At 62.1% G+C, this 14,525-nt stretch carries 9 protein-coding genes, 1 tRNA gene and 1 pseudogene; 5 read left to right on the forward strand and 6 right to left on the reverse strand.

Features of this window, described 5'->3' with window-relative positions; all coding sequences use genetic code 11:
- Positions 1–208: 208 nt before the first annotated feature.
- The 4 genes and pseudogenes from EKK97_RS26070 to EKK97_RS05910 all read right to left on the reverse strand — a co-directional run bounded on the left by EKK97_RS26070 (position 209) and on the right by EKK97_RS05910 (position 5,234).
- Positions 209–1,595, reverse strand: a pseudogene (locus EKK97_RS26070) (sigma-54-dependent transcriptional regulator).
- Positions 1,592–3,049, reverse strand: a complete 1,458-nt coding sequence (locus EKK97_RS05900) for a sensor histidine kinase (protein ID WP_159550203.1) — start codon at positions 3,047–3,049, stop codon at positions 1,592–1,594. Before EKK97_RS05900 ends, EKK97_RS26070 begins: the two are co-directional and overlap by 4 nt.
- 68 nt (positions 3,050–3,117) lie before the next feature.
- The gene (locus tag EKK97_RS05905) at positions 3,118–4,263 is read right to left on the reverse strand and encodes a PQQ-dependent sugar dehydrogenase (protein ID WP_159550206.1); all 1,146 of its coding nucleotides are present in this window, start codon (positions 4,261–4,263) and stop codon (positions 3,118–3,120) included.
- A 95-nt stretch (positions 4,264–4,358) separates the two neighbouring features.
- A complete protein-coding gene (locus EKK97_RS05910; protein ID WP_159550209.1) occupies positions 4,359–5,234 on the reverse strand; it encodes an AEC family transporter in 876 nt (291 codons plus the stop codon).
- A 182-nt stretch (positions 5,235–5,416) separates the two neighbouring features.
- Here EKK97_RS05910 and EKK97_RS05915 point away from each other — a divergent pair, with 182 nt between their 5' ends.
- Positions 5,417–7,222, forward strand: coding sequence for an ABC transporter ATP-binding protein (locus EKK97_RS05915; RefSeq protein ID WP_159550212.1), 1,806 nt, complete (start codon positions 5,417–5,419; stop codon positions 7,220–7,222).
- 52 nt (positions 7,223–7,274) lie between these two features.
- On the opposite strand, the gene EKK97_RS05920 is transcribed toward EKK97_RS05915, so the two are convergent.
- Both EKK97_RS05920 and EKK97_RS05925 read right to left on the reverse strand, forming a co-directional pair.
- Positions 7,275–8,858 (reverse strand): sodium:solute symporter family transporter, encoded by a 1,584-nt coding sequence (locus EKK97_RS05920; protein WP_159550215.1) that lies wholly within the window; start codon positions 8,856–8,858, stop codon positions 7,275–7,277.
- A gap of 223 nt (positions 8,859–9,081) precedes the next feature.
- Positions 9,082–9,687, reverse strand: coding sequence for a hypothetical protein (locus tag EKK97_RS05925; RefSeq protein ID WP_159550218.1), 606 nt, complete (start codon positions 9,685–9,687; stop codon positions 9,082–9,084).
- Positions 9,688–9,832: 145 nt separating this feature from the next.
- Here EKK97_RS05925 and EKK97_RS05930 point away from each other — a divergent pair.
- The 4 genes from EKK97_RS05930 to EKK97_RS05945 all read left to right on the forward strand — a co-directional run bounded on the left by EKK97_RS05930 (position 9,833) and on the right by EKK97_RS05945 (position 14,352).
- Positions 9,833–9,909 (forward strand) — tRNA-Ile (locus tag EKK97_RS05930).
- 104 nt (positions 9,910–10,013) lie between these two features.
- Positions 10,014–11,993: a type I restriction-modification system subunit M gene (locus EKK97_RS05935; RefSeq protein WP_159550221.1), complete on the forward strand. Its 1,980-nt coding sequence runs from the start codon at positions 10,014–10,016 to the stop codon at positions 11,991–11,993.
- Positions 11,990–13,387: a restriction endonuclease subunit S gene (locus EKK97_RS05940; protein ID WP_159550224.1), complete on the forward strand. Its 1,398-nt coding sequence runs from the start codon at positions 11,990–11,992 to the stop codon at positions 13,385–13,387. The genes EKK97_RS05935 and EKK97_RS05940 overlap by 4 nt, the downstream gene beginning before the upstream one ends.
- On the forward strand, positions 13,384–14,352 hold the full coding sequence (locus tag EKK97_RS05945; RefSeq protein WP_159550227.1) for a GIY-YIG nuclease family protein: 969 nt from the start codon (positions 13,384–13,386) through the stop codon (positions 14,350–14,352). The genes EKK97_RS05940 and EKK97_RS05945 overlap by 4 nt, the downstream gene beginning before the upstream one ends.
- Positions 14,353–14,525 lie beyond the last annotated feature (173 nt).

Below are 14,525 nucleotides of genomic sequence, written 5' to 3' on the forward strand. Positions count from 1 at the left end.
CTCGAGTTTCGGCCCCGGCCGCCTGGCCGGGGCCAGAAGGAGAACGATTCGGCGCAAAGATGCGCCACCTGGATAGCATGACGCGGCGCAATTCGCTGGCGGCCCGCCACCCTCCCCCCTTGCACCGTCAGTCGAATTGCATGGCGTGCTTCGCCCCGAGCTCCCACGGGGGCTTTTTTACATCGCGAGAATCGACTACTCCTCTTGACTACTCCTCTTCCAGGCGACGATAAAGCGTGCGCCTGGCAATGCCGAGGATGTCGGCGGTTCGTCGCTTGTTGCCCCCCGTTGCTTCGAGCACTTTCTGAATGTAGCGCTTCTCGACCTCTTCCAGGCTGGGCCAGCTCTGCTGGCTGCTGGCGACCATGGCGTGGCTAGTCTCGATCTGACGCATGGCACCGCGTTGCTCCTGACCATGCTGGCGAATGCGCTCCGGCAAGTCGGCATGGCTGAGCAGGCCCTCTTCGGCTAGCGTCACGGCGCGCATGACAGCATTCTCGAGCTCCCGCACGTTGCCCGGGTAGGGGTAGTCGAGCAGGGTTTGCAGGGCCATGGGTTCGATACGATCGATGCGTTTGCCCTGCGCGTTGGCGTGCTTCTCGATCATGCTCGAGATCAGCCGCTCGATGTCGCCTTGGCGTTCGCGCAGAGGGGGGATGCGCAGGGAAAAGGTCTCCAGACGGTAGAACAGGTCGCTGCGGAAGTTACCGCTCTCGATCTCCTGCTCCAGGTCACGATGCGTCGCGGCAATGATGCGTACGTCCACCGCTTCTTCCTTTTCGGCGCCAACCGCCTTGACCATTTTCTCCTGTAGCGCCCTGAGCAGTTTGGCCTGCAGGCCGGGCGACATTTCGCCGATCTCGTCGAGAAAGAGACTGCCCCGTTGGCTGCCTGGAACAGGCCCTGGCGCGATTCGCTGGCGCCGGTGAAGGCCCCTTTGACATGGCCGAAGAACTCACTCTCCATCAGTTCGGAGGGATGCTGGCACAGTTGATGGCAACGAAAGGCTCCTTGGCTCGGGGGCTCTCGGCATGGATGGCACGGGCCAGCAGCTCCTTGCCGGTGCCGCTTTCGCCCAGGATGAGAATCGGCGCATCGCTCTTGGCTAGCCGTGCAGCATCGTGGAACAGTGCCTGCATCGCTTCGCTCCCGCCGACGATACCGTGGAAATGACCCGCCGGCTCGTCCTGTTGGAAGCGCTCGGCCAGGCGTCGATTCTCCAGCACGCGATAAACTGCTTCGCCCACGCTCTCGAGATCCAACGGCTTGGTCAGGAAATCGTCGGCACCGATCTTGAGTGCCTCAACGGCCTGATCGATGGTTCCGAATGCGGTAATGACGATGAACCCGAGTCGGCTGCCCTCATGGCGCAACTGTTCGAGCAGCTGCATGCCGCTCATGCCGGGCAGGCGCACGTCGCTGATGACCAGGGCCACCTCGCTATGGCTCAAGGTGACAACGGCCTCTTCGGCACTGCCGACTCCGATTGTCTGGTAACCGGCTTCCTGTAGCTCCTCCTCAAGAAGCTCGAGGATGGCGGCATCATCCTCGACGATGAGAATCGGAAGATCGGTATGGCTGTAGCTCCCTGTCACGTGGCAGTCCCTCCTTCATCGATATCGTTCAGTGGTAGCCCGATTTCGAAGCCGGCTCCCCCCAGTTCGCTGTCGAACACCCCAACGGTACCGCCGTGGTCGTTGATAATGCGGTGCACCATGGAAAGCCCGAGGCCGCTGCCTTGGCCGACGGGCTTGGTCGTGAAAAAAGGATCGAAGACTTTCGGCTTGTCATTGTCGCCGATACCCGAGCCATCATCCTCTACCCACAAGGTTAGCCAGCCTTCCTTTTCTTGGGAGCGTATGCGTACCCGGCTTACTCCCTCAGCCTGGGCGGCATTGCGCAGGAGGTTGGTCAGTACCTGGATCAATTGCTGGCCATTGGCCAGCAGCGGTGAAGAGGAGGGAGAAAGATCGAGTTCCAGGCGAATGACGTTACGCTCGAAATCCTCCTCCACCAGTTCGCGTGCCGTGCCGACCAATTCAGCCAGCTCCAGCGGCTCCTTCTCGACATTGTGACGCCGCCCCAGCTCCATGAGCTGGCGTACGATTTCGACGATACGCTCCACCTCGCTGCGAATTCGCCCGAGCTTGGCCCGGTCTGCCTCGTCGAGCGTTTCGCGCCGGGCCAGACGCTGGGCCTGGCCATTGATCACCGTGAGCGGCGCGCCGATCTCATGCGCCACTCCGGCGGCAAGCACGCCCAACTCGGCGAGCTTCTTCGACTTGCGCAGGCGCTTCTCGAGCTCGATCTCCTTGCGTCGGCGTGCCTCGATGTCGGCATCCTTTTCCGCCATGGCATCCAGCATACCGTTGAGCGCCACGGCGAGGCGTTCGTACTCCTGGGGGCCTTCGGCTTCGGCACGCTGGCCGCGGTCCCCGGCCTCGACACGCTGCATCACCGTGAGCAGGCGCTCCAGCGGCCGTTCGATATGGCGGCGGAAACCCCACCAGATACCCAGCACGATACCGGCCGCACCGATGACGAAGGCCAGCAGGGCCAACTGGCTGAGAAAGCCGGTGTAATTCTCGATGCCGGTGTTGAGCCGGTTGACCTGTAGCACGCCCTGTACTTCGCCGGTAGCGGAGAGCAGCGGCTTCAGTGCCGAGTAGTAGTGCCAGCCGTCATGCTCGCGGTAGGCGGCGCGCATCTCGCCATGCTCGGCCACCTCGCGAATGGTCTCGGGGCTGAACAGGGCTTGGCCCAGCCCAAGGCCGTAGATTTCCCGACCGTTGGCATCGAAGACATAGGCGCCATAGATACGATGGAAGGAGAAGGCGGAGTAGAGCGACTCCTCGAGCGGCTCGGTGGCATCCCGGGTCAAGGCATGGCTCAGCGTAGTGCCGATCACGTTGGTGATGACCTGGACTTCACGCTCCAGACGGTTGCGCACATTGTCCTCGAGCGACTTGATAGCCACCAGGCTGAAAATCAGCAGCACGAGGAAGAGCGGCGCAATGACGGTGATAAGGATCAGGTTGCGTAGGCGCATGGCAGCTCGCGAACGGTATTCGACGGGAACGGCATGGCCGGGCAGCGAACCCGGCGCCGCGACGGTGCTCAATCCACCGGTCTCAGCCGATAGAGACTGCCCTGCGGGTCGTCGTTGAGCAGATAAATGGCGCCATCGTGCCCCTGGCGTACGTCGCGAATCCTTCCAATCTGTCCATCGAGCACCATCTCCCAATCGCTCACCTGATCTCCCTCCAGCACCAGGCGATGCAACTGCTCGCTGTGCAGCCCGCCCGCCAACAGGTTGCCCTGCCAGGCATCGAACGTCTCCGCGGTGACCTGTGCCAGGCCGGAGGGGGCGAAGCGCTCTTCGAAGACGTGCACCGGATCGCGCATGCCGGGTAGGGAGTCTTCGCCGATGGGGTTACGGGAGCCGTAACCAAGCCCTAGGCTCACCTCGGGCCAGCCGTAGTTTTCACCACCGACCAGTAGGTTGAGTTCGTCGCCGCCCAGGGGGCCGTGCTCGGTGGCCCAGGCTTCTCCCTGCTGGGTGACGATCAGGCCTTGGGCGTTGCGGTTGCCAAGGGTGAAGATCTCGTCGAGAGTGTCCTCGTCATCGACGAAGGGGTTGTCGTCGGGGACGTCTCCGGTTTCCGTCAGGCGCAGTATGCTGCCGGCATGATCGCGGCTGTCCTGTGCCCGTGCTGGCGTGCCTCGTTCACCGATGCTCATCAGCAGGGTACCGTCGGGCAGCCAGGCGAGCCGTGAACCGTAGTGACGGCCCGGGTCGGCAGGTTGTCCCTGTACGAACAGGGTTTCGACATCGCTCAGACGGGCATCGTCCAGGCGAGCCCGGCCCAGGGCTGTGGCGGTCTGGCCGTTACCTTCGGGCTTGCTCCAGGTAAAGTAGATCCAGTCGTGTTCGCCGTCGCCATACTGGGGGTGCAGCACTACGTCGAGCAGGCCGCCCTGAATTCGGGCGCGGATCTCGGGCAGGCCATCCAGGTGGGTGACGCTGCCATCCTCTTCGACCAGCGCCAAGCGTCCCGGGCGCTCGCTGACCAGGAAGCGGCCATCGGGCAGCATGGCCACGGACCAGGGGTGCTCGAGCCCTTCGGCGATGCGCTCCAGGCGCAGGTCGAAGTGTTCGGTGGCGATACGCTCGGCGACGACCTCGACGGCTTGAGCCGATCCGGTGCTCCCGACGATGCCGGCCAGCAGGGGAACTGCCAGCCGCTTGCTTGCTTCATGCATGATCTTCTCCCTTGCGTTTCGATACCGCCCCCCAATAGATAGAGACTTCGGAGCGGCCCGGGTGTTCCCATCACCCTCTTGGCCCGCGCTGGCCGCTACATCAGGATAGCCAGCAGGACAGGCAAATAAAGCAGGGCCAGCAGGGTGGAACAGAACACCAGGCTGGCGACGTATTCCGGCTCGCGCTGGGCACGTTGTGCGAACAGGTAGTTGAACACGGCCACCGGCATGCTCATCTGCAGCACGAGGATGCTGAGCGCCAGCGGCGAGAGATCGAGCAGCGAGCCGATGCCCCAGGCCAGCAACGCCGCCACCGGGGTGCGCAGCAGGCTGAAGCCAATGCCCGAACGCAGGTTCTTCACCTTGATGCTGGCTAGCGAGACACCCAGCGTTATCATCATCAGCGGGACGGTGAAGCCCGAGATCAACCCCACGCTGTTGGCTAGCCAGCGCGGTAGCTCGGTGTCGCTCAGCAACAGGGCCAGTGCAATCAGGATAGCGTAAACCGTAGGCGTCCTGACCAGTGTACGCAATGGATTGCCGCTGCTGGCAAACATGGCACCGATGGTGAACTGGAACAGCGAGACCGTGACCATTACCGTGATGCCGAAGGCGAAGCCGGCACTGCCGAAGGCGTAGAGCACCACCGGCAGGCCCATGTTGCCGGTATTGGGGTACATCATCGGCGCCAGCAGTACCCGCCAGTCCCGGCGCAGCAGGCGGGCCATGACGAAGGTGGCTGCCGCCATGCAGCACATCACCAGGGCGGTGGCCAGCATGGTGCGTCCGAAGCTGCTTGCATCGATCTCGGCGCTCGAGAGCGAGGCGATGACCAGGGCCGGGGTGCCGATGTTGAACACCAGCCGGGTCACGAAGTCGACGGGATAAGGGTGGCCCAGGCGAATCCAGGTGAAGCCGAGGCCTGCGCCGGCCAGTACGGGGGCCATCACGGCGAAGAGGTCGGCGAGCATCGAGCGTCCTTGGCCATTGAGCAAGCCAAGTATTGTCGTGAATTCCGTCGTGTCGATGCAAGTTCAGCGCGCGTTCCAGGCTTTCGAACGACGTGTTACCTAGGGCGGGCACTGCCGTTTTCGCCTTGGTGAAAGCGGCCCTGACCCGGTAAGCTGCGGCTCTTGTTCGAAAGGAAACCCTCATGTCTGCCAACGCTTCCGCCAACAGCTTCCAGGCACTGGTGCGCCTGCTACGCTACGCGCGCGGCTACCGGCGCCGCATCGTCGCCGCCACCACCTGCTCGGTCATCAACAAGATCTTCGATATCGCCCCCGAGATCCTCATCGGTGTGGCCATCGACGTGGTGGTCAACCAGGAGCACAGTTTCGTCGCGCGTATCGGCTTTACTACGCCCCAGGAGCAGATCGTGGTGCTGGCCGTGCTCACTTTCTTCATCTGGGCTGGCGAGTCGATCTTCGAATATCTCTACAAGATCCTGTGGCGCAACCTGGCCCAACGCCTGCAAGCCGACATGCGCCTGGATACCTACGAGCACGCCCAGCGCCTCGACATGGCCTACTTCGAGTCGAAGAGCTCGGGCCAGCTAGTGGCGACCATGAACGACGACGTCAACCAGCTCGAGCGCTTCCTCGATGGCGGCGCCAACTCACTGATCCAGGTCGGTGTCACCGTGGTGGCGGTGGGGGCGGTGTTCTTCGTCATCTCGCCGCTGATCGCACTACTGGCTTTCACGCCGATCCCGCTGATCATCTGGGGCGCGTTCTTCTTCCAGCGCAAGGCCGGCCCGCTCTATGCCGACGTGCGCGAGAAGGTCGGCGATCTGGCTAGCCGGCTCTCCAACAACCTCTCCGGCATTGCCACCATCAAGAGCTTTACCAGCGAGGCGCGCGAGGCCGAGCGGCTGCGCAGCGTCAGCGAGGCCTACGTGGAGGCCAATCGCCGCGCCATCCAGGTCAGTTCCGCCTTCATTCCGGTGATCCGCATGGCGATCCTGGCCGGTTTCCTGGCCACCTTCACCGTCGGCGGCATGCTGGCCCTGCGCGGCGACCTCAACGTCGGTGCCTACGGCGTGCTGGTGTTCCTCACCCAGCGCCTGCTGTGGCCGTTGACGGGACTCGCCGAGGTGATCGACCTGTTCGAACGCGCCATGGCCAGCACCCGCCGTATCCTCGACCTGTTGGCGGTGCCGGTCACGGTGAAGGACAACGAAGGCAAGCCGCTGGCCGAGCCAGTGCGCGGCGAGGTGAGCTTCGACGCAGTGAGCTTCCGCTATGCCGCCAGCGGGGTGGGCGTGGAGAGTGTCAGCCTGCACGTGCCCGCCGGCAACACCCTGGCGCTGGTGGGCGCTACCGGCTCGGGCAAATCGACCCTGATGAAGCTGCTGCTACGCTTCTATGATCCCCAGGCCGGCCGTGTCTGCATCGACGGTCAGCCGATCGGCGAGGTGAGTCTCGCCTCGCTGCGCCAGGCCATCGGCCTGGTCAGCCAGGACGTCTACCTGTTCGAGGGCTCGATTCGTGACAACATCGCCTACGGCCGGCCCGAGGCCAGCGAGGCGGAAGTCATCGAAGCAGCGCGCACCGCCGAGGCGTGGGAATTCATCCAGGCCTTGCCCCAGGGGCTCGACACCGCCGTGGGCGAGCGCGGCGTGCGTCTCTCCGGGGGCCAGCGCCAGCGCCTCTCGCTGGCGCGGGCGCTGCTCAAGGATCCACCTATCCTGGTACTCGACGAAGCCACCAGTGCGGTGGACAACGAGACCGAGGCGGCCATCCAGCGCTCGCTGGCCAAGATCGGCCACGGTCGCACGGTGATCATGATTGCCCATCGGCTCTCGACCATCGTGCATGCCGACGAGATCGTGGTGATCGACGGTGGGCGGGTCGCAGAGCAGGGCACTCACGCTGGGCTGCTGGAAAAGGGCGGGCGCTACGCCGCCCAGTGGCGGGTCCAGACCGGCGCGATGGAGGAGAGCGAAGCGCTCGGCTGAACACCCTCGTCCCAGGCTGACGGTGGCGGCTTCGCCCGCCACCGTCATGCCGCTAGATGAACAGGGAAACCCAGATCACCGTCACCACCACCAGCAGGCCAGCCAGCACACGATAGTTCTGCCACCACGGCTTGCCGGCAAGGTCGCGGGACTCCTCGCGCCAGGCTGCTCGCGACCAGACGCAATCCTTGAGTTCCTCCTCCTTCGGTGCTTCGGTGCTCAGCGTGACGACCACGAAGATCGACACGCAAAGCAGCAGCATGAGGCCGGTGCCGTAGAGGAACTGCAGCTGGTAGAGTTCGAAGATCTCGCCGGCCAGAAAGCCGGTCATGCCGATCGGCGCGCCGATGACCAGGGTCCAGAACCCTGCCGCCGCGGTGGCCCGCCGCCAGAACAGCCCGCCGAGAAAGATGACCACGGCGGGCATCGTGACGTAGCCGAGGAAGGATTGGAAATACTCGACGATGCCCTCGAAGGTGAGGATCACCGGTGCCCATAGCCCCGCGAGCACCATGAACACGCCGACCATGGCGCGGCTGATCAGGAGCAACTGCTTCGCGCTGCGATTCTTCTTGCGCGTCCTGATGAAATCGTTGACCACCAGCGAGGAAGCGCCATTGAGCACCGAGTCGAGCGTCGACATGAGCGCAGCGACCAGTGCCGCCAGCACCAGGCCACGTAGGCCGATAGGCAGGAGGTCGAAGGCCAGTGTGGGCCAGATCAGGTCCGCCTCGGCCAGGTCCGGATAGATGGCGCGGCCCATGGTGCCGGGCAGGATCAGCAGGAACAGCAGCGGCAACTGGAGAAAACCCGCCAGCAGCGCACCCCAGCGGCCGTGGTCGACACTCTTGGCGGAGAGCACCTTCTGCATCACGATGTGGTTGGTCGTCCAGTAGTAGAAGCCCAACCACAGCACCCCGGTGAAAATTCCGGGCCAGGGCAGGAAGTCGTCGTCGGCCGGCTTCACCACGCTGAAACCGCCCTCCGGCGCTGCGTCCTGCACGGCGCTCCAGGAGCCCAGCTCGCGAAAGACCAGGAAGAAGATGACGCCACCCGCGACGTAGAGCAGCACGCACTGGATGGTGTCGGTGACGATGACCGCCCGCAACCCACCGAGAATCACATAGCCGCCGCCGAGCAGCGCCATGGCGCCAATCAGCACGCCCAGCGGCACCTCGGGGAACAGCAATTGCAAGGTGATGCCGCCGGCAAACAGCGCGCCGGCACTGTCGATCAGGATGGCGGTGAAAATCGAGAATAGCGAAAAGGCGTAGCGCGAGCGCTTGTCGTAGCGGCGGGCGAGGAACTCCGGCATGGTGCTGACCCGCGAGCGCAGGTAGAACGGCAGGATGAATAGCACGAAGAACACCAGCACCAGCGTGGCCATCCACTCGTAGTTCCACACCGCGATGCCGTCGTGATAGCCCGCACCCGCCAGGCCGATGTAGGAGGTGCCGGAGAGGTTGGCGGAAACCAGGCTCAGCCCGACCAGGGGCCAGAGCGTGCCGCGACCGGCGAGAAAGTAGCTCTCCGAATCCTGCTGCTTGCGGCCGGCCCAAAAGCCGATGCCGAGAATCATGGCCACATACAGGCCGACGATCACCAGATCGATATTTGCCAGTTCGAACTCGGGCACGGTTCCCTCCTTCGCCCAGGGCTCATCCTTGAGTAGCCGCGCAGTATGCATAGAACCAAGGGGCGCCACTGTCGCGGCCCGTCTCTCAAACCGTAGACCAGTGCTCGCAGGGCAGCAACGAAGGGCTACCGGCGTAAACGGGCAGTAAAACTGCGCGAAAAGGGCGGCGGTTACGCCGCCTGGAAGAAGGGAATTGCTTCGGCTCGAACCAGCAACCGAGGGATTATGAGTCTCTTGTCTTGACCAGCATCGCATCGAGGCTGACCGGCACCTCGTCGCCGATCTGCTCGTAGCCGAGCAACAGCAGCACCGAGCGCAGGGTAGGGTTGGCCATCAGCGCTTGCCCGTCCAGCGCCACCCGCTCGGCGTTGGTGACCTGTACCTGGTCGCGGCCGGTCTTGGTGAAACGCACCGGCAGCGACTCCTCGCGCATGGCACTGCCCGACTGCACCTTCATGGTCAGGGTTTCCACCAATGAATCGCCCACCGCCAACTGATCCAACCGCTCGGGCGGGAATCGGGTGGTCAGCGTAGCCATCGGCCGTTCGGTAATGCCGGCAAGCCAGGGCGGTAGCGGGCCGAGGCGATCCACTACGTCGCTCTGGTTGAGTCGCAGCGGCAATTCCAGGGTGCCGCTGTTATCCGCACTACCGGAAAGCCGACGCACCTCGTGCTGGCGCGGAATGGGGCCATCGGGGCCGATCTGCATCACTGTGGCGGAAACCCGCGAGCGCTCGGGATCCAGCTCCCAGGCCGCCAGCGGCAGGGTGAACAGCAGGGCGGAGGCGCCCAGGGCCATCAGTGAGAAGGAGGAAAAAAGGCGTTTCATGAGCGGTGCGTCTCCTGGAGCGGAAGGCTCCCCCAGAAGACACGCCAAACGCCGAGAAGTGCCCGAACCGTCGGCACGGAAAAAGCCGACCCCGAGCCTCTGGCCTCACTCGGCAGCTTTCGCTATCATACGGCGGCGCAATGCAGGGCCTATAGCTCAGTTGGTTAGAGCAGGGGACTCATAATCCCTTGGTCGCTGGTTCGAGTCCAGCTGGGCCCACCATTACAACAGTGCTTTCCCCAGTTTGAGATGCACTGCCCTCGCTCCTCCTTGCTGGGTTTGATGGCCGACAACAGTCACCTATCAGGTACCTACGCGGGACAATCGTGAACACGGAAAGTCATTCTCAACTCGCAGCCTTCATCTGGTCTGTGGCGGACCTGCTACGCGGCGATTTCAAGCAGTCTCAGTACGGCCGCATCATCCTGCCCTTCACCCTGCTGCGGCGCCTGGAGTGCGTGCTGGAGCCCACCAAGGCCGAGGTACTGGACGCCGCGCGGGAGCACCAGACCAAGCCCGACGCCGTACGCGAGAAGCTGCTGCTGCGCGCTGCCGCTCAGCCCTTCTTCAACGCCTCGTCGCTGACCCTGGGCAAGCTCTCCGACACCCAGACCGGCGATGACTTGATGAGCTACGTGCAGTCATTCAGCCAGCACGCCCGAGAGATCTTCGAGCACTTCGAGTTCGAGAGCTTCGTTCAGCAGCTCAATGCCAACAACCTGCTCTACCAAGTGGTGCAGCGCTTCGCCTCCATCGACCTGAGTCCCCAGCGGCTCTCCAACTTCGGTATGGGCCTGGTGTTCGAGGAGCTGATCCGCAAGTTCGCCGAGAGCTCCAACGAGACGGCGGGGGAGCACTTCACCCCGCGCGACATCGTCCACCTGACCACGTCGCTCGTGCTCACCGGCCAGGAGGAGAAGCTGCGCCCCCATGGCATCGTCACTGTCTACGACCCCACTGCGGGCACCGGCGGCTTCCTCTCCGAGAGCGACGAGTACATCCAGCAGATCAGCCGCGACGTCACCGTCTCGCTGCACGGCCAGGAGCTCAACCCCGAGTCCTATGCCATCTGCAAGGCCGACATGCTGATCAAAGGCCAGGCGGTGGAGCAGATTAAGCTCGGTAACACCCTCTCCGACGACCAGTTGGCTGGCGAGTGCTTCGACTTCATGCTCTCCAACCCGCCCTTCGGCGTGGAGTGGAAGAAGGTCCAGACGCCGATCACCAATGAGCACAAGCAGAAGGGCTACGACGGCCGCTTCGGCCCCGGCCTGCCGCGGGTCTCCGACGGTTCGCTGCTGTTCCTTATGCACCTGGTGAGCAAGATGCGCTCCCGCCAGGAGGGCGGCTCGCGCATCGGCATCATTCTTAACGGCTCGCCGCTGTTCACCGGTGGCGCCGGCAGCGGCGAGTCCGAGATCCGCCGCTACCTGCTGCAGCACGACCTGGTGGAGGCCATCGTCGGCCTGCCCACCGACATGTTCTACAACACCGGCATCGCCACCTATGTGTGGATCCTCTCCAACCACAAGCCCGTCGAGCGTCGCGGCCAGGTGCAGCTGATCAATGCCGCCGGCAGGGCCAGCAAGATGCGCAAGTCGCTGGGCAGCAAGCGCCAGTTCGTCGCCGACCGCGACATCGAGGAGATCGTGCGTCTCTACGGCGCCTGCCAGGAGAGCGAGGAGAGCAAGCTGTTCCCGGTGGAGGCCTTCGGCTACCGGCGCATCACCGTGGAGCGCCCGCTGCGTCTCAACTTCCAGGCTAGCCCCGAGCGTCTGGCCAAGCTCGACGACGAGAAGCCGATCCAGAAGCTTGCGGAGGGCGAGCGCGAGGCGATCAAGGCCGCCTGCGCCAGCCTGGACCCGGAACAGCGCTTCACCAATCGCGACGCCTTCACAAAGGCGCTGAAGGCCGCCCTGAAGGAGGCGGGCCTAAAGGTCGGCGCCCCAGCGCAGAAGGCGATTCTCAACGCCCTCTCCGAGCGCGACCCCGAGGCAGACATCTGCCTCGACAAGAACGGCAACCCTGAGCCCGACGCCGGCCTGCGCGACAACGAGAACGTGCCGCTGGGTGAATCGGTATTCGACTACTTCGAGCTCGAGGTGAAACCCCACGTCCCCGACGCCTGGATCGACGAGGAGAAACGCGACCCGCTGGACGGCCGCATCGGCATCGTCGGCTTCGAGATCCCCTTCAACCGCCACTTTTACAAGTTCACCCCTCCGCGCCCGCTGGAGGAGATCGACGCCGACCTCAAGGCCTGCACCGACCGGATCAAGCAGATGATCGAGGGGCTGTCGGCATGACATTCCCTAAGTATTCCGTGTATAAGGACTCCGGCGTTGATTGGCTGGGGGAGGTGCCGGCGCATTGGGAAGTCGTAAAACTTAGCTATCTCGCTATATCGAAGGGTGGTGGAACCCCTCCTAAGGACGAACTCCAGTATTGGAATGGAAGCATTCCGTGGGTTACCCCCAAGGATATGAAGCGACAGTGGATTTCCTCGACCATTGATACACTTGCCGAGGCGGCGCTCCACGCTTCTCCGGTCAGCATGGTTGAACCAGGCCACGTTTTGATCGTTTTCAGATCTGGCATATTACGCCACAGAATTCCGGCTGCCATTAATAAAGTGCCAGTGACAGTAAACCAGGATGTTAGGGCGTATAATGTTAGGCCTCGCCTTTCACCTGATTTTTTCTTGAGGCTGATCCAGGGCTTGAATCGCGAACTTCTTCCGGAGTGGTCAAAACAGGGTGCAACGGTAGAAAGCCTGGATTCTGAACTCGTCAACTCAACCCTGTTTCCTGTGCCGCCGCAGGACGAACAAGAAGCCATCACTGCCTTCCTTGACCACGAAACCGCCCGCATCGACGCTTTGGTGGAGCAGCAGCAGCGCCTGATCGAGCTGCTCAAGGAGAAGCGCCAGGCGGTGATCTCCCATGCCGTCACCAAGGGGTTGGACCCCAATGTAGCGATGAAGGATTCTGGGGTGGAGTGGCTGGGCGAAATACCGGCGCATTGGGGTGTTGTGGCTTTACGCCGAGTTCTACAGCGAATTGAACAAGGCTGGAGTCCTGAATGCTTTGGCTTTCCAGCGGATGAAGGCACATGGGGTGTTCTTAAAGCTGGAGCTGTAAATAATGGGGTTTATCGAGAGGTCGAGAATAAAGCTTTGCCAGAAGGAGTTGAGCCAAGGAATAATATTGAGGTTATGCCTGGCGATCTGCTGATGTGTCGAGCCAGTGGCTCGTCTGAACTAATAGGTTCAGCGGCCTATGTGGAATCAACAAGGGCAATGTTAATGCTGTCTGACAAGCTTTTTAGACTTGTGGCAAGTCAAGAAGTGCTCCCCGAGTTTGTTGCTCTGTCTTTTGGCAGTATACCGCTTCGTCGTCAGATCGGACTGTCAATTAACGGGGCTGAGGGACTTGCAAACAATCTCTCTCAAGCTGCAATAAAAAATCTCAAAATTACGCTCCCGCCAATATCGGAACAGCGCCAAATTGTCTCAGAAACAGCAATGGTATTGAATGGTCTGAAGGAGCAGGTGGACTTAGCTGTCGTTACTGTCGAATTGCTGAAAGAGCGCCGCTCCGCCCTGATTTCTGCAGCCGTTACCGGCAAGATCGACGTGCGTGGCTGGCAGCCACCAGCGGGCTCATCGGTCCCCAAAGCTACACAAACGGAGATGGTATGACCCAAGGACGCAGCATACGGCTTTTCTTGGTGGATGGCACGCCCAACGGCCTGCTTACCGCCGAGATCATGAACTGGACCGGCCACGTGCTCACCGGGCCGCGCAGCAAGCTCAGCGAACTGGTCCAGCGCCCCGAGTGCGGCCGCACCGGGATCTACTTCCTGGTCGGTACGGATCCTGATGGTGATTTACGCCCTCTGGTATACATCGGAGAAAGTGATGATGTCGCTACGCGGCTTAAACAACACAATCGACCGGAAGGCAAGGGCGGCAAGGATTTCTGGGAGAAGGTGTGCCTCGTCACGAGCAAAGACCTGAACCTGACCAAGGCCCATGTGAAGTACCTAGAAAGCTTACTGATACAGAAAGCTAGTGCCGTGGGGCGTTGTAAGCTAGCTAATGGCACAGCACATGATTATGTGGGGTTGCCGGAGTCTGATCGTGCCGATATGGCTTTTTTTATCGAACAGGTTCGTACGGTACTTCCCGTCCTTGGTATGGATTTTCTACGCAGCACTACAAAAATATCCTCAAGCCCTGGGCTTGAGCGTCAACTGCACACAGAGCTAGAGACAAGCCAGGGCGGGGGTTCAGTAAGCCCTAGGCTGAAGATGGAAGTGAAAAGGCAAAATATTGTCGCCTTCGCCCAAGAAGTAGATGGTGAATTTATCGTTCTTGAAGGTTCTCTCGCCCGGGGAGAATGGATAGACTTGAAGCATAACTACCGGCATCTCTATAAGCAGCTTTGTGATGAAAAGGTGCTACTGGACGATGGGAACGGATTCAAGAAGTTTACGCGTGACTATGCCTTCACCAGTCCGAGTCCAGCAGCGGCCATAGTCGCTGGGCGTGCCGCTAACGGTCGCGTGGACTGGAAGGTTGAGACGACCGGACAAACCTATGCTGATTGGCAAGATCAGCAGGTCAGCGCTGCAGCTGCGCATGCCGGGCAGGCTGAGCAGTAGTGATCGGCAAGACTTGGTAGCGGCCGTCCACCTCTTTATGCTCATGGGTAACAACACCCCCCACGCCTTTCATGGAAGCGCACCTTGGGGGCACTTTTTTCTGGTCAGCGCTGCCGGGTGATCCAGAGGGAGTCGATAGCATGGGAGAGGGCTTCCCTGATGACTGGCGGTAA

It is taken from the genome of Billgrantia tianxiuensis, from assembly GCF_009834345.1.
GTDB lineage: Bacteria > Pseudomonadota > Gammaproteobacteria > Pseudomonadales > Halomonadaceae > Halomonas > Halomonas tianxiuensis.

Coding starts and splice junctions, on each gene's coding strand:
- EKK97_RS05900 (WP_159550203.1), bottom strand. CDS start 3,049: ATGCGCCTACGCAACCTGATCCTTATCACCGTCATTGCGCCGCTCTTC.
- EKK97_RS05905 (WP_159550206.1), bottom strand. CDS start 4,263: ATGCATGAAGCAAGCAAGCGGCTGGCAGTTCCCCTGCTGGCCGGCATC.
- EKK97_RS05910 (WP_159550209.1), bottom strand. CDS start 5,234: ATGCTCGCCGACCTCTTCGCCGTGATGGCCCCCGTACTGGCCGGCGCA.
- EKK97_RS05915 (WP_159550212.1), top strand. CDS start 5,417: ATGTCTGCCAACGCTTCCGCCAACAGCTTCCAGGCACTGGTGCGCCTG.
- EKK97_RS05925 (WP_159550218.1), bottom strand. CDS start 9,687: ATGAAACGCCTTTTTTCCTCCTTCTCACTGATGGCCCTGGGCGCCTCC.
- EKK97_RS05940 (WP_159550224.1), top strand. CDS start 11,990: ATGACATTCCCTAAGTATTCCGTGTATAAGGACTCCGGCGTTGATTGG.
- EKK97_RS05945 (WP_159550227.1), top strand. CDS start 13,384: ATGACCCAAGGACGCAGCATACGGCTTTTCTTGGTGGATGGCACGCCC.